Genomic DNA, 19,579 nt, shown 5'->3' with positions numbered 1-19,579 from the left:
ATTTCCCCTAAAAGGGACTTCATTGAGGAGATAACAGGAAAAATTCCGCTTAAGGGTGAGAGATGTTTGGATCGAATTAGACAAACCGGAAGCTTCCATCATATTGTAGGTGCTTTTTTTATTTCTATTTTTTCGTACCTTTCGCCAAAGATTCTCGGTCAATGGTTTCAGGAAGTTTTTCGAGCCATCCATGTTTAACTAAAATATTGTAGCAAAGGGCTCCTGCCTGCATGGCATGGTTAAATACTTTTCTGTAATTTAAGATAATATCGGTTCTAAGACTCGCACCTAGTGAGGCTCCATAATAGGAAAGAGCCGTATTGACTAGTAAAGCAGCGTGAAACATCATGAGCTTGTCAGAAAAAGGACTGACAGTGGAGGAAGTAACATCTACATCCCATTTTTCCGGAATCGGTAAATGATCTTGCTCTAAAATATGGTTAAAGCTGTCTGCATCCTTTCCAGCAAGTTTTACATTCTTTAACATGAATTCACGGACATCTTCTTGTTTTGCCGCCTGACTGAAAGCAAGACTTAACGATCGGATAAAGCCTGTTTTTTTTGAATTAAAAAATAGATTACTGATTTCAGAACTATTGAGTGGTCTTTTGTCCCCAACTAAATTTGAGATGAACCCTGTTGTTTCGGTGAACTCGACTCCTTGAGGTGAGGGAATAGTAGGGACAGGTGAAAATTTAGGTTGCTTTTCAGCTAATCTAACAATTTTTTGAAATAGGTCCTTGGAGGATTGTACACATTCAAAGTAATAGTTTTGAATATCCTCTCTTTCACAATTGGTGATGGCCAGACTATACGCAGTTAATCCATGTAACGTCATAATATAGGAATAGAAAAGGAGAAACTGATCTGAGAATAAACGTGGAGCTTTTAGATTTACATCATCATCAGAAAAACCAACAGGAATTTGAAAATTTGCTGTTTTTAGGAATTCCTTGATTTTGGTAAGATGCTTTTCAGCTAACGTCAAGGATAGTTTTATAATTGATTTAATTTCGTTATCTTCAACAATTTTGAGAAAATACTTATAAATGCAAATGGCCATACTGTCGCCCAAGTACTGAAGCCAAAGAGCGGATATTTCTGCAGCGGTTAAGGTTTGTTTATTCTTTGAATTTCCCAAAACTCTTACCTCCAATGATGTATGATTCATATTTTTCTTGACTTATTTTATGGTAATGCCTTCGAAGTATACGGATTAGTTGGTGAGCATAAAAATAGTACTTAGCATGAGCTAAGTACCGAGTTAATTTATAATATGTGATTTAATTCCATTAAAGAGCACATCAACGGAATCAATAATAGATGTTTCGAGCATATCTAATTGATTATTATGGTAGAAATGTTTATTGAGGACATGGAAATAAGTGCTCACGATAAGATCAGCTACTAATGCTGTATTCAAATCACTTTTTTCTTTCTGTCCCGCTTTTAAAATACTTTCATAAATACTAGCTAGATCACTTCTATTTTTCGATTCTAACTGATAGACTTTTTCTCCGCCTTCGGAAATCCCTTTTAAGGCGGCTTTTGCGCTGAAGGCAGACTCCTTCACTCCTCGTATATCTTCGATTAGAACGGCAATGATTTTTTCCTTTGTGTTCATAGATGCTGGTAGCTGTTCTGCATATTCCCTTAATACTTTTATTTGGTTTTGACCAAACTTCGCAACGATATCTTCTTTAGAGGAAAAATAATTGAAAATGGTGCCTTTCGAAACACCTGCTAATTCACAAATTTCTTGAAGTGTTGTATTTTCTACTCCTTTTTCCTGAAAAAGAGTCATGCCTGCTTCGTAGATTCTTTCTTCCATCTGTTGTTTTTTGTTAGCAGATCTCCCAATTTTCAAATTTACCACCACTTTTTCTATTAAAGTATAAACGAGTATTTCTTGAAAAACACTCTTCTTTTACTATATACTTTTTTGAAAAATTTTCTAGTGGTTACATGAATCTAGCGAATGGTTCGTCTAGAATTGCCTTCTTCATTCATCCACATTTTTATATGGGTGAGGATGGAGAAGAGGAAGAAAAAGTTCATAATCCACACATTAAAGAATGGTTGTATCCCTCCGAAATCGATAGAATGGTACCCTTTTATTAACAATACAATATACGCTTCAACGAATATGAGAACAAATCCACCAGCAAAGGAAAATGCGATTCTAATCATGATTTTATGAGCTCCTCTTTTTAAAAAATATGTACTGAGTATAAATTGTATATACAATTTGTACTCAGTACATATCATATAACCAATTGTTAGAAAAATCAATACGTTTTTCATTATTCACTGATCTGTCATAATGGAAGATAAAGAAGTGTATGAATTAAGGAGAGAGCAAGCATGATGGCATTTATATTATTTTTATTAGCAGGGGTTGCAGAAATTGGCGGAGGTTATTTAATTTGGTTATGGCTACGTGAGGGGAAATCCTTTTATTTAGGAATGATTGGAGGGGTGACTCTTGCTCTGTATGGCGTGATCGCTACGTTTCAGTCTTTTCCGACCTTTGGGAGAGTGTATGCCGCTTACGGTGGAGTTTTTATCGTTCTATCCATTTTATGGGGGTGGGGAATTGATCGGAAAACGCCAGATTTATACGATTGGTTAGGCGGAGCGATTTGTATTGTCGGCGTTTCGGTAATGCTATTTGCGCCTAGAAATTAACTTTTACCAAAAATCAATCCTCATGAACAAAAGGCAACGAGATTCGTGCTCTCGCTGCCTTTTGATGATCGTCCGATTATGCGATACTTGGAAAGCTAAGTGTAATGGAAGTTCCAACCAATTCTTCACTGCTCACCTTGACGCTACCACCCATACCTTCAACAATTCGAAAGACGACCATCATTCCAAGTCCGGTACCTTTTTGTTCTTTTAAGGAAAAATAAGGTTCACCTAAGCGAGCGAGATGTTCAGGACTCATCCCTTGACCAGTATCGGTAATGTGGATGAATGTTTTATTAAACTTGGTAGCAGTGACAATGGAAAGCGTTCCTCCAGTGGGCATAGCCTCGATCGAGTTTTTACAAATGTTCAGTAGGACTTGACGAAATTTATGTGGATCTCCTTGTATACTTCTCGTATGAAAAAAGACGATATTCATTTCAACGGTATGCTTTAAAGCAAAGGGAGTGATGATTTCTCTGCATTTTAAGATCTCATTTTCAATATCAAGAGCATAAAGCTCTTCTGGATGCGGTTTTGCAAAGGTAAGATAGTCATTAATGATGTCTGCTGCACGGCTTGTCTCATCTAAAGCGAGTGAGGCGTATGTTTTACAACTATCTGGAATCCCTTTATGTTCTAAAATGAGCTGAAGAAATCCTTTTACCGATGTTAATGGATTACGAACTTCATGACTGATACTCGCAGCTAGATGGCTGACAATTTCCATTTTTTCATTCTTTATAGCTTCTAGTTGTAATATATATGTGGTGCGCAGTAACTCTGATAGATACGTGACAAAGAAGGTCGAAGAGGTAAGTACAAAAGAGTAAATGAAAAAAGTAAATATATCATGAAATCCATAGTAAAAAGAAGGAATTAAAAAAGCAAAGATGGAGTATAGGAACGCGAGACTAGTCGTAAAGTACAATCTCCATTTCGTTGATTTGTTCTCGAATCTTTGAGAGAGCCCAAGGATCACGGCTGTGGAGCAAATTACAAGCATGATGGTTAACCATATTCCGTCACCACCGATAGGAATTCGTACTAAAATGAGCAGTGTTCCTAACCAAAGTGTTACTTTTTTTCCACCGTATAGGCTTCCTAATAGAAATGGAACAAATCTTAGGTCGTAAACAAAGTTCTTCTCAATTGGAATTGATAATAATAGGCTTAATATAATCAATAAGGATGAAATGAACGCAAGAGTCCCTCTTTGAAAATTAAGTGAGAGTATCTTCTGTTTATTCACTATTATCATATTGAAAAATAATACAATAAGTAGAATAAAGAGAAGATTTAGGAGCAAGCCTTTTAGTAGTATCATGTGGATATCCTCCATTAGACCTATGTAATTGTATCCACTTCTTATTTTAGAGTATTGTCAAAATATTTTCAATAATCACAGGAATTACTACAAAACCTCTCATTTTTCGACAGATATCCATTATGAACCCTTGACGCTCAAAAAAAATAGTGATATATTGTTCTATGTTCTTATCTTTGCTAATAGGATTAAGTAATCCTTCAAAAATGCGGGTGTAGTTTAATGGTAAAACCACAGCCACGAGCATAACATCTATGAATCAACAGCGAGTTGCCTCGACGATAAGGCATCCCAGAGTAAGCTTGTAGAGTTAGAGGCATGTAAGGCCATCGTTAGGAAATAGAATCAAGATAAAATTACAATATAAAATGCGGGTGTAGTTTAATGGTAAAACCACAGCCTTCCAAGCTGTTGTCGTGGGTTCGATTCCCATCACCCGCTCCAATACATATATAACGCAGTATTTCGTATCTTAAAGAACGAAGTATTGCGTTTTTTAATGTTTATTTTCCTCTGTTTGAAAAATAAACGGAAAATTTCCGGCTATATTGGAAAATAGCTATATTTTCTTAAAAATAAGAGAAGTTTTTCCGCCTATCGTATCGAAATCCTTGGATTTTCACATATTTAAAGCCGATAACCGGAATATCTCCGCTTATATCTGCCCCTTAAGCTCGCTCTATACATATTAACCGGAAATTCTCCGTCTATGAATTCTCATATCTGCACGCCTTCACGAAAATCAACAATGAATATTAATATTAAAAGGTTTGTCCAGAAAAATTGAAACTTTTAATCATCTCAAACGTCTAATTAGGTGAGAACAGTCCCTTTGGGGATAATAATAACCATGGTTACCCCTATTACCATAGAACTGGAGCCAACAGCACTTGACAAGCTGTTGGCTCCGAACTTTTTATACTGCAAAATCGCTAAATATCTCAAAGCTTGCCTCTCCACCGTGAATCTGAACAAACATTTTTCTTAATGATTCTACCATTTGACCAGCATCTTCCAACGATATCGATGGTCTCAAATAGACGATCTGAATGGCTTCTTTTGTTTTTTGAGACACGGAAGTTCTAGCTGAATCCACCAAAGGACTGCCGAAGGGCCCCGCATTATCCGCTGCAACGATTAGCTGTTGCCAATCATTCATCCGCCCAATTAACCCCTCATATGCATCTTCTTCATCTCCGATACGTATAGAAATTGGACCTTCCACTGCATCCAAATCATAGATTCCTAATGGGATTTTATATTGCAACGAAAAGAAGTTAGTCAAGTCAATGGCACTATTAACTGAATGAAGAAACTCCTGCTTCTGTACTTTGCGATAGAGTGTTTCAACGGTTGGTTGATAGAGATTCGGGTCTTTACCCGTTTTCTTAAAAATAGAGCGCCACTCCTTGATTTCTTCAATGTCTGCTACATTTTTATCTTCCAAATCAAAAAATATTGATTCTTGAAATAGTTGCAATCTTCCTTTTAACATTTGCGGAGATGCACCGACCTCAATATTACGATAATGAATGACACCGATTTTAAAATTCGGAATAAGCTTGTATAACTGGGGTGATAGAGTAATTTCCAAGCATTCCACCTCCAAAAACTAATGAAAATAGTTTATCATAGTGGATATGGTTTTCACATTAAAGAAACTTATTTATATATACCCCAGAGAAAGGAGGCGCATAAGTGAATTACGAACAATTGAAAAATGAAATTATAGAATATAGCAAAACGATCGGAATCGATAAAATCGGCTTTACTACAGCAAGCACCTTTGGCGAACTGAAAAATCGATTGCTTCGGCAGCAGGAATTAGGCTATCAATCTGGATTTGAAGAGCCCGACATTGAGAAAAGAGTGAACCCTTCATTATTAATGGAGCAACCGCGATCTATTATTTCGATAGCATTAGCATATCCATCCAAGACGAGTGAACGAGTCACCAGTAAAAAAGGAGAGAGACGTGGTCTTTTTTGTCGAGCTTCATGGGGCTTGGATTACCACATTATTTTAAAGGATCGGTTGAAAAAGCTAGAGGATTTTATTAAAGAAAAAGTACCTGAGGCAAAATGTAAATCGATGGTCGATACAGGTGAATTAGTTGACCGAGCTGTTGCGGAGCGAGCGGGTATTGGATGGAGTGGGAAAAACTGTGCGATTATCACTCCAGAATTCGGGTCCTACGTATATTTAGGTGAGATGATAACTAATCTCCCTTTTGCACCTGATGAACCAATGGAGGATCGATGTGGGGAGTGTAATAAATGTATTGAAGCATGTCCAACGGGAGCGTTAGTTCAAGGTGGTCAAATTAATGCTCAGCGCTGCATCGCCTTTTTGACACAGACAAAGGATTTCATTCCGGAAGAATTTCGCGATAAAATTGGCAATCGTCTCTATGGTTGTGATTCTTGTCAAACAGCTTGTCCAGAAAATAAAGGGAAAAACTATTATTTCCATGAAGAAATGACAGCTGACCCAAAGGTTGTTAAACCGCTATTAAAGCCAATCTTACATTTAAGCAATCGTAGTTTTAAAACAAGCTTCGGCCAACTTTCTGGTTCCTGGAGAGGGAAGAAGCCGATTCAACGGAATGCGATCATTGCCCTTGCCCATTTTAAGGATGAAACTGCTGTGGATGATTTAACGATTGTATTAAAGGAAGATTCAAGGCCAGTCATGAGAGGGACTGCCGCATGGGCACTTGGAAAAATCGGTGGAGAGAAAGCAGAGCAGGAGCTGCTTCAAGCGAAGGAAAAAGAAATGGATACTGAAGTGTTAACGGAGATTGAAAAAGGACTTCGATTATTACAAAATTAAAATTAGTTCTACTAAATACATGTCTCATGAGCATTTCATGAGACATGTATTAAAATTTGTTAACGAGTAAAACAAGTGTAGTGGTCTCGAATGTATTCGAATTATAATGAATCTTGCAAAAAAGTTGTACTTTATGTCATTAAATATCGGAATTTTTAGATTTTTAAACGTTGATTCTGTTAGATTGATAGTGTTACGATTCATTTGTAAGCGTTAACACCTATATAATCACCCGTTTTACTACTAGTGCTACATAAAATACAATTTATGAGGAGGAATTTTATGAGTCAACTTGCAGTAGGGTTAAAAGAAAAAGTAGAAAAATTTTTGAGTGGTAAGAAGAAGCTTTATATTAATGGAGAATTTGTTGAGAGTAAGTCTCAAAAAACGTTTGATACTTATAATCCAGCTACAGGGGAAGTACTCGCTAGTGTGTTTGAAGCAGAAGCAGAGGACATTGATCTTGCGGTAAAGGCTGCTCGCAAAGCATTTGATGAGGGCACTTGGTCAAAGTTGAGTGCTGCTGAACGTAGCAGATTAATGTATAAGCTTGCGGATCTAATGGAGGAGAACAGGGAAGAACTTGCCCAATTAGAAACGTTGGATAATGGGAAGCCAATTCGTGAAACAACGAATGCAGATATCCCGTTAGCTATTGAACATATGCGCTATTATGCTGGCTGGTCAACTAAAATTGTGGGACAGACCATTCCTGTTAACGGACCTTATTTCAATTATACTCGTCATGAAGCAGTAGGGGTGGTCGGACAAATTATTCCATGGAATTTTCCACTTCTAATGGCCATGTGGAAGCTTGGTGCAGCACTAGCAACTGGCTGTACGGTCGTTCTTAAACCAGCAGAGCAAACACCACTATCGGCGCTCTACTTAGCTGAACTAATTGATGAAGTTGGATTCCCAAAAGGGGTTGTCAATGTTGTTCCTGGCTTTGGAGAAACTGCTGGTCAACCATTAGTCGATCATCCATTAGTCGATAAAATTGCGTTTACTGGCTCAACTGAAGTAGGAAAGTTGATTATGTCAAATGCATCAAAAACATTGAAACGCGTTACTTTGGAACTAGGAGGGAAATCTCCAAACATTATTCTTCCTGATGCTGATTTAACCAAAGCGATCCCAGGTGCATTAAACGGAGTAATGTTTAATCAAGGACAAGTTTGCTGTGCAGGTTCTAGAGTATTTATCCAGAAAAAAGACTTTGATAATGTGGTAGCTGATATGGCTTCCCATGCACAAAAGATAAAACAAGGCGCAGGAATTCATGCGGATACAGAAATCGGGCCACTCGTGTCAAGTGAGCAACAAAATCGCGTACTTAACTATATTGAAAAAGGGCTTAGTGAAGGCGCCCAACTTTTAACTGGGGGTAACAAACCACAGGATCAAGGTTATTTTGTATCTCCAACCATTTTTGCTGATGTAAGAGATGAAATGACGATTGCAAAAGAAGAGATTTTTGGTCCAGTAATTGCAGCTATGCCATATGATGATATTGACGAGTTAATTAATCGAGCTAACAATAGTGAGTATGGTTTAGCGGCAGGTGTGTGGACGCGAGATGTTGCCAAAGCACACTACATCTCTAATAATCTTCGTGCAGGAACTGTTTGGGTGAACTGCTACAACGCATTTGACGCAGCTTCTCCGTTTGGTGGATATAAGCAATCGGGAATCGGACGTGAAATGGGATCCTACGCACTAAATAACTATACAGAAGTAAAAAGTGTTTGGATTGCTATGCAATAATGAAATGATTTATATGGAAGGAGCTCATTCGGTTGAGTTCCTTTTTTAATTTCTCTTTTCACATCTTTATTCATATATATGTTGTGAGAGGAGGGAGCAACATGAAGGAACAACTGCAAGAACATCTCATAAAGCGTGTGAATCAATGTGTAACGAACTCAAGGAATATCATATGTGAAAAAATGGAGAAGAAAAAAGAAAGCGTTTCGAATAGAAAAGGAGAGATCGTCAAGGTCCATGCGACCGGAAAAATCGATCATATATCAGAAGAAGCAGAGACTCCTAAAGCGTTCTATCGTGCCCATTTTCAATATGTAATCAATCATAAAGGCAATATATATGTCGAGGAAGAAGTGGAGGAACGGGTTGCCGAGTTTTATAAGGGGATTTTGATTGAGGATCACGAATTAAATGTTGAACAGCCTGATCATCGCGATGCTTTCACGATTGGTGAAGTGACCGAAGGGGATGAACGTGTTTATTTTAAATATGATCGACTGAAGGCCGTTAAATATGCTGAGCGATGGTGGAATGAGTTTAATCCTGCCTATAAAAAGTTTGAAGTTAATTGCACAAATTATATTTCACAATGTCTTCATGCTGGAGATGCTCCAATGGTTGGCTATCCTAATCGAAGTAATGGCTGGTGGATGCAAAATCAAAATTGGAGCTATACCTGGACGGTAGCTCATTCTTTCAGATGGTATTTGCCGAAAGCCAAAAGGGGCTTGAGGGCTGAGGAAGTGTCAGATCCAAGGCAATTAGAGCACGGGGATGTTATTTGTTATGATTTTCAAGGAGACGGCAGGTTTGATCATACAACAATTGTTACAGCAAAGGATGGAGATGGCATGCCCCTCGTCAATGCTAATACAGCAAATAGTCGAATGAGATACTGGGCGTATGAGGATTCGACAGCGTATACGCCCAATATTAAATATAAATTTCTTCATATAAAAGATGATTAAAGTTGAAATTTCTTCAATGGTAAAAAAATGATATAATACTCACAGAGTAAATTGTATGAGGAAGTGAATTTTGGTGGCAGTACATGTCGTTTTATATCAACCAGAGATACCAGCAAATACAGGGAATATTGCCCGTACTTGTGCAGCAACAGATACAACTCTCCATTTAATCCGCCCATTAGGATTTTCAACAGATGATAAAATGTTGAAACGTGCGGGATTAGATTATTGGGAATTTGTAAACATTGTCTATTATGATTCTTTAGATGAATTTTTTGAAAAGAATGCAGGGGGAGAGTTTTTCTATTTAACGAAATTTGGAACAAAGCCTCATTCATCATTTGATTATAGTCAGAAGGATCAAGACTATTATTTTCTATTTGGCAAAGAGACGACAGGTTTACCAAAAGATTTAATCCAGGAAAATCTGGATCGTTGTCTTCGTATCCCAATGAATGAAAATGTTCGCTCTTTAAATCTATCGAACACGGCGGCCATTTTGATTTATGAAGCATTAAGACAGCAAGATTATTTGCACTTGAAGTAGAATGGTCATTCATACTTGAAAAGCGGTCAGAGAAAATATCTCTGACCGCTTTTCAAGCATCTAGGCTCTTTTTAGGGAACAATTTTTTTGGTTTGCTAGCTCTGTACCATTGGAAACAGAAGATGAGGATCAGGATAATCTCCACTGTATCTCCTCCATAATACATGAGCATTGCTCCTTTTTCTGCCTGTGCTATCGGTACCCCTGCTGGTGGGTTAGTGAATATGTATTTTGATAGGATTCCATGGCTTGCTGAGGCAAGTACCAAAATCATCGTTCTATAAATATAGCTTGTTCTGTGTGGTGTAGGGTCAATATATACGATGGAAGCTGTAAAAAGATACCCTGCAAGAAATACATGAATGTGGACGAACAAATATAGAAATATATTATGATGCATAGCTGAATAAAGATCTGTTACGTAGAGAACCCATAAGCCTCCCATATTAAGTGTTAAAGTGACAATGGGATCACTAACTAGGCGTACTGGAATTGATTTTAGCAAGCTTGATAGTTGACGAGCTCGTTTTACATGAAGACTTCGCAGAAGGAGGGTCATAGGTGCAGATGTTACAATCAGAAGCGGCGCGATCATTCCTAAAAGTAAGTGTCCTAGCATATGCGCTGTAAAATCTGTGTGGGCAAGTTCTGCTAATGGACCTATAAATACCGTAGCGATACAAAGTATTCCTAATGCCCAAGAACTAGTACGGTATAATGGCCAACGTTTGTAGTGTTGATTGGATAGTAGGACAGCAAAAATATAGCCCACTATTAACAAGACAAATAGAATGGCAAGGATAGGGACATCGTAATTTGTGTTTTCATTGTGCATTTGTCGTTTTCTCTCCTAGTGACTTCTGTGTTTGTTTAATGAAGAGGAAGCCAATTAAGATAAGTAGAATCGCAATAATGTTCCAAATGAAGTCGTAGATAATAACATTTTCTACATACCGGATTTGGTGGATTCTCATTAATTTGTGCTGGATGGTCCCATCGTATAATTGGAATCCCCCTCCTCCAAGTAGCATGCCACCTATCCATCTTTTTAACACAAAAGCGTTTCTACGCTTTAAATCCGCCAGTAGGAATAGGCCACCAATGGTCGCAAACCAACTGAATGCGTGGAATAGACCGTCAGAAACTAAGCCAATAGAAAGTGAACTTTTATCATAAAAATGATGCCAATGTAGAATTTGGTGAAAAACAGCTTCATCAAAAAACGCCACCAATCCAAGACCAAAAAGACTCCCTGACCATAAGTTTCGACCCGATAAATTAGATTTAATAGACAATACTTTCTCCTCCATAAATGATTTATCTATATTTATGGACAATGTTAAGTGTATTTACACATTCCTTGAGAAGTCCTAATATTTGTATCTATTCCATATATTTGTTTGAATGAAAGTAGATCATGTTGAAAGTGAGGGTATGTTAATGAATCAAGTGATAGAGACAATCTTAAATCATCGTTCGATTCGAAAGTTTGAGGATAGGCCATTGACGAAGGAGCAAATTGAAGCGATTGTTGCTAGTGCACAGGCTGCCTCTACATCTAGCTTTATTCAAGCCTATTCCATTATTGGCGTAACGGATAAAGAGAAGAAAAAAAGATTAGCTGAGATCGCTGGACAGCAATCATATGTAGAGCATAATGGCCATTTCTTTGTATTCTGTGCAGATCTATATCGACATACGTTAATTGGAGAACTAGAAGGAAAGAATGTTGAACCTTCTATTGAAAGCACAGAAAAATTTATGGTGGCCCTCATTGACGCTGCCTTAGCTGCCCAAAATGCCTCCCTTGCAGCTGAATCAATGGGACTTGGAATTTGTTACATCGGAGGGATTCGCAATCAGTTAGATGAGGTTGTGAAACTATTAAAGACTCCAAAAAGAGTGATTCCTTTATTTGGTTTGGCAGTGGGTTATCCGGAAAAAATGTCTGGGCAAAAACCAAGATTACCTTTCAAGCATGTGTATCACGAAAATACGTATGAAGTAAATAAAGAAACCTATATAGAAGAACTGAATGAATATAATGAAATCATTCAAAAGTATTATTTAGAAAGAACAGGCGGTAATCGAAGCGATACATGGACAGAACAAATGGGGACGATGCTTGAAAAGCAATCCCGTATGTATATGAAGGAATTTGTGGAAGGGCAAAAATTGAAATTACGGTAATGAAAAAAGCTGCTGAACGCTTCAGCAGCTTTTTATATGTAGCAAAATTATTTATTCGCACCTGGCTTATCGTTGTAGCCAGCTGTGAAGATAGCTGATAGGAATGCAACCATAACCCCAAGAATTAGAATTAGTTTCACTTATGTATGCCCCCTTAAAATAAATTTTTATCATCAATAGTTGATCTCAAAAAATAACATATAGCCTTATTATAGCCTATTCAATTAAAAGTGTGAATGTTAAGTATGGATTTTTTTTGACAGGTCATTTTTCTGCTAGGTAAAGGGACTTTCTACAAGTGCGTTTACAAAACTCACTCTTGTTTACGCATGTTCGAATGATAGCTCGCATAGATTATATTAATCGTCTCTGATCAAGCTACAGGGGAGGGTCCTTATGGATATTTTAAAAAAAATTGAGATGCAAAGACACGAAGAAGAAAAGTTAAAATGGGAAGGAACTTTTGCAGAATATTTAGAGATTATTAAAGAACAGCCATGGGTTGCCCAGTCAGCACATTCCCGCGTTTACAATATGATAAAAGATGCAGGAGTAGAAAAAGTTGATGGGAAGAATCAATATCAATTTTTCAGTAACCAGCTGTTTGGGTTGGAAGAATCATTAGAGAAGTTAGTGGAGGAATATTTTCATCCAGCAGCAAAGCGACTAGACGTACGAAAAAGAATTCTATTATTAATGGGTCCTGTGAGTGGGGGTAAATCGACATTGGTCGCGATGCTGAAACGAGGTTTGGAGACGTATGCTCGGACAGATCGTGGTGCCATTTATGCGATTAAAGGCTGCCCCATGCACGAAGATCCATTACATTTAATTCCACATCATTTGCGTCAAGATTTCTTTGATGAATATGGAATCCGGATCGAAGGAAATCTTTCCCCTCTAAATACAATGCGTGTAGACAAGGAATATGGAGGACGGATTGAAGATGTAATTGTTGAAAGAATCTTCTTCTCAGAGGATAAACGAGTTGGGATTGGAACATTCAGTCCATCTGATCCAAAATCACAGGACATTGCCGATTTAACAGGAAGTATTGATTTCTCTACCATCGCTGAATATGGTTCAGAATCAGACCCTCGCGCGTATCGATTTGATGGGGAGTTAAACAAAGCAAACCGAGGGATGATGGAGTTTCAGGAAATGCTAAAATGTGATGAGAAATTTTTGTGGCATTTACTTTCATTAACACAGGAGGGTAATTTTAAAGCAGGTCGATTTGCGCTCATTTCTGCTGATGAGCTCATCGTGGCTCATACAAATGAAACGGAGTATCGTTCATTTATTTCGAATAAGAAAAACGAAGCCTTACATTCAAGGATTATCGTGATGCCTGTTCCATATAATTTAAAGGTCAGTCAAGAAGAGAAAATTTACGAAAAAATGATTGGAGAAAGTGATGTCTCCAATGTACACATCGCTCCGCATACGTTAAAGGTCGCCGCAATGTTCACGATTTTAACCCGATTAAAGGAACCGAAAAAAGGGGATATCGACCTTGTTAAGAAAATGAGACTATATGATGGTCAAAATGTTGAAGGCTTTAATTCTGCTGACGTAGAAGAACTGAAAAAGGAATACAATGATGAGGGAATGAGTGGAATCGATCCTCGTTATGTCATCAATCGTATTTCTTCAACCATTATTCGAAAAGAAATGACGTCCATTAATGCGTTAGATGTTTTACGGTCATTAAAAGAAGGTCTTGATCAACATCCTTCCATTACAGCCGAATTAAAAGAGCGCTACTTAAATTTCATATCTGTCGCTCGTAAAGAGTATGACGATATTGCTAAGAAAGAAGTGCAAAAAGCATTTGTGTATTCGTACGAAGAATCAGCAAAAACATTAATGGATAACTATTTGGATAATGTGGAAGCTTACTGCAACAAAAATAAGCTCCGTGATCCGTTAACTGGAGAAGAAATTAATCCAGATGAAAAGTTGATGCGCTCAATCGAGGAGCAAATCGGAATCTCTGAAAATGCGAAAAAAGCGTTCCGCGAAGAAATCTTAATACGTATTTCTGCTTATGCCCGAAAAGGCAGGAGATTCGACTACAACTCTCACGATCGTTTGCGCGAAGCGATCCAGAAAAAACTATTTGCCGACCTGAAGGATGTTGTGAAAATTACCACATCCACAAAAACACCAGATGAGCAGCAACTGAAGAAAGTCAATGAAGTGGTGGCCCGCTTAATTGATGAGCACGGCTACAATTCCACATCCGCAAATGAACTTTTACGCTACGTAGGAAGCTTACTAAATCGATAAAAATAGAAAACTGACAGAACAGCGCGTTCTGTCAGTTTTTTATATCTAATTTGGGGAGGGGGAGATCAAACTCAAGAGGTGCAAGAGGTGAAAGTGTACCTCATGAAAAATCTCTTGATTCCAAAAAAAGTATACAATAACAATACTTTGTCCTCATGCTCTAAAATTAACAAATAGCTTGTCCATTTTTATAGGCTATTTAGTTATTGTCGAAATAATTTGTAAATTATTTATCATTACTGCATAGGATAGAGTAATCACCAATTTACTTTTATGCCTGAGACACCCGAGATATTGTATGCAAGAAAGTAAAATTGTGTGAAAATTTTTATTCACTCTTTATTAAACACTAGAAACGAGCAGCAAGCTAATTGGGAGAGTTAACAGTGGTTTCTAAGGTGCACTTATAAGAACAAAAAAATAAGGAGGGGTTAAAATGACTGATGCTAACAATCATCAATTTGTGATTTCGAAGGAAGATTGGTCCCTCCACCGCAAAGGCCACGATGATCAAACACGTCATCAGGAAAAAGTTCAAGAAGCGATTCGAAACAATTTACCCGACCTCATAACAGAAGAAAATATTGTCATGTCAAATGGTCGAGAAGTGGTTAAAATACCGATTCGTTCATTGGATGAATATAAAATTCGCTACAACTATGATAAGAACAAACATGTTGGCCAAGGTGATGGGGACAGTCAAGTTGGTGACGTCGTTGCGCGTGATGGTTCAAGTGACCAAAAAGGACCTGGAAAAGGTCAAGGTGCAGGAGACCAAGCTGGTGAAGATTATTTTGAGGCGGAAGTATCATTAATGGATATTGAAGAGGCACTGTTTAAGGAACTCGAGCTTCCGAATCTGAAAAGAAAAGAGCAAGATAATATCGTCGTCGAGCATATTGAGTTTAACGATATTCGGAAAACAGGTCTAATGGGGAATATTGATAAGAAACGAACAATGATGACTGCTTTTAAGCGGAATGCGATGACAGGAAAGGCTAGCTTTCATCCGATTTATCAAGAAGATTTGAAATTTAAAACTTGGAACGAGGTTGTAAAACCAGATTCCAAAGCGGTTGTCCTTGCCATGATGGACACCAGTGGTTCGATGGGGATTTGGGAAAAGTATATGGCACGTAGTTTCTTTTTCTGGATGACCCGATTTTTAAGAACGAAATATGAAAAGGTTGAAATTGAGTTTATTGCACATCACACAGAGGCTAAAGTGGTGAGTGAGGAAGACTTTTTCTCGAAAGGGGAAAGTGGAGGAACGATTTGTTCATCTGCCTATCGAAAAGCGTTGGAGTTAATTGAAGAGAAGTATAATCCGACAAGATATAATATCTATCCTTTCCATTTTTCAGACGGGGATAATTTAACCTCCGATAACGCAAGATGTGTCAAGCTTGTTGAGCAAATCATGAAGGTGTCCAATATGTTTGGATACGGAGAAGTAAATCAGTATAACCGTTCATCATCTCTCCAAAGTGCCTTTAAAAATATCAAGGATGAGAAGTTTTGTTCGTATGTATTACGACAAAAAGCTGATATATTCCATTCTCTGAGGTCCTTTTTTAAGAAACAAGATATAGATAAAGCTTCTGCTTCATAGTTAAAAGCCCTTACTCAATGAGTAAGGGCTTTGTTTAATCATCTTCACACATATTTCATTTTCCTATCTTATATCTTTGTATATAACTTAATTTCAAATTGGTCTTTCTTAATCCACTCTTTTTTTCTTAGATAAGTAGCTCTTTCAATCACCGATTTTAATAGCTTGTTTTTCTTTTCAATGTCCTCGGTCGAGTAATAGGCTTCTAGTACGTTTTTAATTTTAGGAATGAATTCATTGTTTGCCTGCTGCCGTTTTCTCTCCTGGTTAATGTCATTCTCAATTCCCTCGATCTTTTTCTCCAAATCATTCAGTTTTTCTTTTACAACTTGCTGCCGTTGCAAAAATGTCTGTATATCATAGAATCCTTTTTCCAAAAGGTCATGAATGTTGTCATTTTGTTTATTTACTTCAGTTTTTTCTTTAATGAGTTCTTGAAGAGCCTTTTCTTTGGATTTAATAGATGTATTAACTTTCTTTTTAACTCTATTAGGAAGCTCAAATTGCTCGATGAAGCTTTCCAATGATAATAGTATTCTTTGTTCCACAAGAGTAAAATTACAGCCTTTCTGAACGCCTTTGCATGTATGATTAAAGCAACGTAATGCTTTATCAGGTCTATCCTTTCGGGGTTGCATTACAATAGCTTTACCGCAAATCTCACAAAATAGTAATCCAGCTAGAGGATTTGATAGAGTCTTTCCATTTCTGACATGAGGCCTCCACCGAGCTGTCATTTTTTCATTAGCTAGTTCGAATAATTCATTACTTACAATGGGTTCATGGGCATCTTCACTAATATTCCATTGTTCAGGAGGGAGTTTAGTTTTTTTATACTTACCATTTATCTTAGTGTACTTTACTTTCCCCCATATGATTTTCCCGATATACGCTTCGTTTCTGATGATTTCACGGACTGTACTTCCATCCCAGTTTTCACTTCTTTCCGGAGGAGATATATTCAACCTATCTAATTCTTCTGCAATGGCCCTTCTTCCAGAACCAGAAGCAGCTTTATTAAATATCATTTCAACTACCCAACTTTTATCAGGGTCAGGATGAAGTTTTAAATTGTCATCTCTTAAATAGCCGTAAGGAGGCTTACGTGATATAGATTTGCCTTCTCTTGCTGATTGCCTTCTTCCACGCTGCATCCTTTTTGTAATGGCTTTTAATTCTTCACGTGCGATAAGAGACTTTATACTAAAATTTAACTCTTGATTATCGTCTTGAGGATTTATGATTTCTGTAGGAGTAACAATAAGAGTTTCAGAGTTTTTAAATATTCGATAAATTGTTCCCTGGTCAACCATATCGCCACGACCTAAACGATCTAAATCCATGACGAGAACAGCATCAACTTCACCATTTTCAACAATTCTAAGTAACTTTTGCATTTGAGGTCGTTCTGAAATATATTCTCCAGATTCAACTTCTGGAAGTATATCAATAATATTTATTTTCTTTACTCTAGCAAATTCAAGGAGCTGCATTCGATGACGTTCTAAAGTATCAAAGTGATTTCCTTGTTCAGCAGCCTTTTTTTCCTCATCCAAGTCTTTTCTACTCTTCCTAAGATATGTGAGAGCGTTCAGATATTCGAGCATAAAATCACCCCTTTAAAACATTATATGCTTTTTTTGGCCGAGCATTTCTGTAAATATGATCCACACGATACTGACAAATGTCTTCTGATATTTTAAATGTATTAGACAGTTCACTTATTAAAGTGGGACTTTTAAAATCAAAAAATTTTAGCATATGAAAAGGAAGCGCTGCATAACGAGCAAAATGATTAGCATCCCATTCCTGGATCTCACGAAATGCAGTAGGCATTATTTTATATTGGTAAATGGAATGTCTTAGGATATGGCATAACTCATGATAAAAGATTTCCCTCTGTTTTTTTTTATCCAAGTATTTGTTAATGTTTATAAGTTTGAAATTTCCTTCATCTCTTGCAAAACTACGCTTGTCTGAATAGGTCAAATGAATTCCTAACATTTTAGCGATCTTTCTTTCTTCAATGTCTTCTGGATTATATATCCCTATAGATTTATATAAACGGGATACCCATTTATCTAGAGGAAAAGGATAATAAGTATGGGACAAAAGAATCACCTCGTAAACATTATAGGAACAAATGTTCCTGTTTTCAATAGTAAAAAAAGACCAGAGGAATTCTGGTCTTACTCAACTACTCATTTTAAGTTGTTCTTTTCTCCATTTACCAATTTTTTCAGCGACTTGCAGTCCGTTCCATGTGTCCATCCTAGTTGATTCAGCAAATTCTTTTGCTTTTGTTGTGAAAAAGCTAGTGGTAATAAAAAGAGTTCTAGGACATTTGTAAAATCTCTTACCGCCCTCAAGTTTTATCAAATCAGCATTGCCTATTCCATTCTTGGATCTCTTACATTGTACTGCAATTTTCAAACCATCTTTTGGATCGGTAATAACTAGATCTACTCCATGGTCACCTGTTTTTGGTGTAGTCTCAGGTTTATACCCTTTATCATCAAAATACATAAATACTAATCTTTCGAATTCTTCACCTTTCAAAGAATCAATGTCTGCTGTAAGTAGTTCTTTATCAGAGTGTACTTTTCTACTTTTTGATGAACTATTGGATTCAATCTTATCTGTGGAATTTTGTGTAGTTTTGTTGGTAGATTTAGATTTTGAAGGTAATCCAGTATATTGATTTTTATGTTTGTTTTCTTTTTTTCTCATATCAGGAACATATCTTACCGCAATATTTCCAAATATTATTCCTCCGAGCAATATTCCACCTAAAAGGAAATAATTAGTTACCCCATTCATTATGAGTAAAATTACTATCGACAAAATAGGAAACATTACAAAGACTTGGTAGACCTGATTCTGTCGTTCCTTTCTCGAAAGTTTCCTACTCATTATTTACTCTCCTGATTTGATTTCCATTTTACATACTCAATATGTCTTTTAATATCCTCGATTTCCTCTTCTGTAAGTCCTTCCATGTCAAAAAAGTAGAGATTACCCTTTTCTTCATTTACTGAGTCTTTGCCTCTTAGTAAATATTCAACTGACACTTCGTAAAGGTCTGCTAGTTTTATCAATGTATCATAATCAGGTTTTCGATCACCTGATTCATAGCTTGACAAAGTATTGTTTTTAATACCAATTTTTATGGCAGCATCTTTTTGTCTTAAATCTTTTTTCTCTCTAACTGCTTTTAATCTCTCATGAAATTCCATGATATTCACCTCTTTAAAGAATTTTAACATTATTTCTCTATATGCGAAAAAATATTCACAAATCGAGAAATTATATGTTGACTTTCTCGTAATGTGAACATATACTATGAATATAGTTGA

The 19,579-nt window shown here is 36.9% G+C and carries 19 protein-coding genes and 1 tRNA gene; 9 read left to right on the top strand and 11 right to left on the bottom strand.

Going from position 1 to position 19,579, the window contains the following annotated elements; genetic code table 11:
• Positions 1-124: 124 nt before the first annotated feature.
• The 3 genes from AA0X71_RS18215 to AA0X71_RS18205 all read right to left on the bottom strand — a co-directional run bounded on the left by AA0X71_RS18215 (position 125) and on the right by AA0X71_RS18205 (position 2,190).
• A complete protein-coding gene (locus tag AA0X71_RS18215; RefSeq protein ID WP_413356720.1) occupies positions 125-1,141 on the bottom strand; it encodes a DUF3231 family protein in 1,017 nt (338 codons plus the stop codon).
• A gap of 123 nt (positions 1,142-1,264) precedes the next feature.
• Positions 1,265-1,867: a TetR/AcrR family transcriptional regulator gene (locus AA0X71_RS18210; RefSeq protein WP_413356719.1), complete on the bottom strand. Its 603-nt coding sequence runs from the start codon at positions 1,865-1,867 to the stop codon at positions 1,265-1,267.
• Positions 1,868-1,971: 104 nt separating this feature from the next.
• Complete coding sequence (locus AA0X71_RS18205; RefSeq protein WP_413356718.1) at positions 1,972-2,190, bottom strand: hypothetical protein; 219 nt, start codon at positions 2,188-2,190, stop codon at positions 1,972-1,974.
• 174 nt (positions 2,191-2,364) lie between these two features.
• On the opposite strand from AA0X71_RS18205, the gene AA0X71_RS18200 reads away from it, so the two are divergent.
• Positions 2,365-2,688: a YnfA family protein gene (locus tag AA0X71_RS18200; RefSeq protein WP_413356717.1), complete on the top strand. Its 324-nt coding sequence runs from the start codon at positions 2,365-2,367 to the stop codon at positions 2,686-2,688.
• A gap of 76 nt (positions 2,689-2,764) precedes the next feature.
• Here the strand turns inward: AA0X71_RS18200 and AA0X71_RS18195 are convergent, their stop codons facing one another.
• Positions 2,765-4,015 carry an ATP-binding protein gene (locus tag AA0X71_RS18195; RefSeq protein ID WP_413356716.1) on the bottom strand — a complete coding sequence of 417 codons (1,251 nt, stop codon included), beginning with the start codon at positions 4,013-4,015 and terminating at the stop codon, positions 2,765-2,767.
• A 370-nt stretch (positions 4,016-4,385) separates the two neighbouring features.
• Between AA0X71_RS18195 and AA0X71_RS18190 the strand changes: the two genes are divergently transcribed.
• Positions 4,386-4,459 (top strand) — tRNA-Gly (locus AA0X71_RS18190).
• 472 nt (positions 4,460-4,931) lie between these two features.
• Here the strand turns inward: AA0X71_RS18190 and AA0X71_RS18185 are convergent.
• Positions 4,932-5,609, bottom strand: a complete 678-nt coding sequence (locus AA0X71_RS18185; RefSeq protein WP_413356715.1) for a B3/4 domain-containing protein — start codon at positions 5,607-5,609, stop codon at positions 4,932-4,934.
• A 104-nt stretch (positions 5,610-5,713) separates the two neighbouring features.
• On the opposite strand from AA0X71_RS18185, the gene queG reads away from it, so the two are divergent.
• The 4 genes from queG (at position 5,714) to trmL (ending at position 10,129) form a co-directional block, all read left to right on the top strand.
• Positions 5,714-6,847 carry a tRNA epoxyqueuosine(34) reductase QueG gene (gene queG, locus AA0X71_RS18180; protein WP_413356714.1) on the top strand — a complete coding sequence of 378 codons (1,134 nt, stop codon included), beginning with the start codon at positions 5,714-5,716 and terminating at the stop codon, positions 6,845-6,847.
• Positions 6,848-7,129: 282 nt separating this feature from the next.
• On the top strand, positions 7,130-8,614 hold the full coding sequence (locus AA0X71_RS18175) for an aldehyde dehydrogenase family protein (protein ID WP_413356713.1): 1,485 nt from the start codon (positions 7,130-7,132) through the stop codon (positions 8,612-8,614).
• 101 nt (positions 8,615-8,715) lie between these two features.
• The gene (locus AA0X71_RS18170; protein ID WP_413356712.1) at positions 8,716-9,582 is read left to right on the top strand and encodes an amidase domain-containing protein; all 867 of its coding nucleotides are present in this window, start codon (positions 8,716-8,718) and stop codon (positions 9,580-9,582) included.
• Between the two features lie 73 nt (positions 9,583-9,655).
• Positions 9,656-10,129: a tRNA (uridine(34)/cytosine(34)/5-carboxymethylaminomethyluridine(34)-2'-O)-methyltransferase TrmL gene (trmL, locus tag AA0X71_RS18165; RefSeq protein ID WP_413356711.1), complete on the top strand. Its 474-nt coding sequence runs from the start codon at positions 9,656-9,658 to the stop codon at positions 10,127-10,129.
• Positions 10,130-10,181: 52 nt separating this feature from the next.
• On the opposite strand, the gene AA0X71_RS18160 is transcribed toward trmL, so the two are convergent.
• Both AA0X71_RS18160 and AA0X71_RS18155 read right to left on the bottom strand, forming a co-directional pair.
• Positions 10,182-10,964 carry a cytochrome c oxidase assembly protein gene (locus tag AA0X71_RS18160; RefSeq protein ID WP_413356710.1) on the bottom strand — a complete coding sequence of 261 codons (783 nt, stop codon included), beginning with the start codon at positions 10,962-10,964 and terminating at the stop codon, positions 10,182-10,184.
• Positions 10,954-11,418, bottom strand: a complete 465-nt coding sequence (locus AA0X71_RS18155; protein WP_413362665.1) for a DUF2243 domain-containing protein — start codon at positions 11,416-11,418, stop codon at positions 10,954-10,956. Before AA0X71_RS18155 ends, AA0X71_RS18160 begins: the two co-directional genes overlap by 11 nt.
• Positions 11,419-11,569: 151 nt before the next feature.
• On the opposite strand from AA0X71_RS18155, the gene nfsA reads away from it, so the two are divergent.
• From nfsA to yhbH, 3 genes are all read left to right on the top strand, one after another.
• Positions 11,570-12,319 (top strand): oxygen-insensitive NADPH nitroreductase, encoded by a 750-nt coding sequence (gene nfsA, locus AA0X71_RS18150; protein WP_413356709.1) that lies wholly within the window; start codon positions 11,570-11,572, stop codon positions 12,317-12,319.
• A gap of 396 nt (positions 12,320-12,715) precedes the next feature.
• The gene (locus AA0X71_RS18145) at positions 12,716-14,611 is read left to right on the top strand and encodes a PrkA family serine protein kinase (protein WP_413356708.1); all 1,896 of its coding nucleotides are present in this window, start codon (positions 12,716-12,718) and stop codon (positions 14,609-14,611) included.
• Positions 14,612-15,047: 436 nt separating this feature from the next.
• The gene (gene yhbH, locus AA0X71_RS18140) at positions 15,048-16,223 is read left to right on the top strand and encodes a sporulation protein YhbH (protein WP_413356707.1); all 1,176 of its coding nucleotides are present in this window, start codon (positions 15,048-15,050) and stop codon (positions 16,221-16,223) included.
• A gap of 68 nt (positions 16,224-16,291) precedes the next feature.
• On the opposite strand, the gene AA0X71_RS18135 is transcribed toward yhbH, so the two are convergent.
• From AA0X71_RS18135 to AA0X71_RS18120, 4 genes are all read right to left on the bottom strand, one after another.
• Positions 16,292-17,830, bottom strand: coding sequence for a recombinase family protein (locus tag AA0X71_RS18135; RefSeq protein WP_413356706.1), 1,539 nt, complete (start codon positions 17,828-17,830; stop codon positions 16,292-16,294).
• 4 nt (positions 17,831-17,834) lie between these two features.
• On the bottom strand, positions 17,835-18,335 hold the full coding sequence (locus AA0X71_RS18130; protein WP_413356705.1) for an ImmA/IrrE family metallo-endopeptidase: 501 nt from the start codon (positions 18,333-18,335) through the stop codon (positions 17,835-17,837).
• An 81-nt stretch (positions 18,336-18,416) separates the two neighbouring features.
• Complete coding sequence (locus AA0X71_RS18125) at positions 18,417-19,136, bottom strand: restriction endonuclease (protein WP_413356704.1); 720 nt, start codon at positions 19,134-19,136, stop codon at positions 18,417-18,419.
• The gene (locus AA0X71_RS18120; protein WP_413356703.1) at positions 19,136-19,459 is read right to left on the bottom strand and encodes a helix-turn-helix domain-containing protein; all 324 of its coding nucleotides are present in this window, start codon (positions 19,457-19,459) and stop codon (positions 19,136-19,138) included. The genes AA0X71_RS18125 and AA0X71_RS18120 overlap by 1 nt, the downstream gene beginning before the upstream one ends.
• Positions 19,460-19,579 lie beyond the last annotated feature (120 nt).

The organism is Robertmurraya phoenicis (genome assembly GCF_047302285.1).
Classification (GTDB): Bacteria; Bacillota; Bacilli; order Bacillales; family Cytobacillaceae; genus Robertmurraya.
This window is presented reverse-complemented; position numbering and strand designations above follow the sequence as displayed.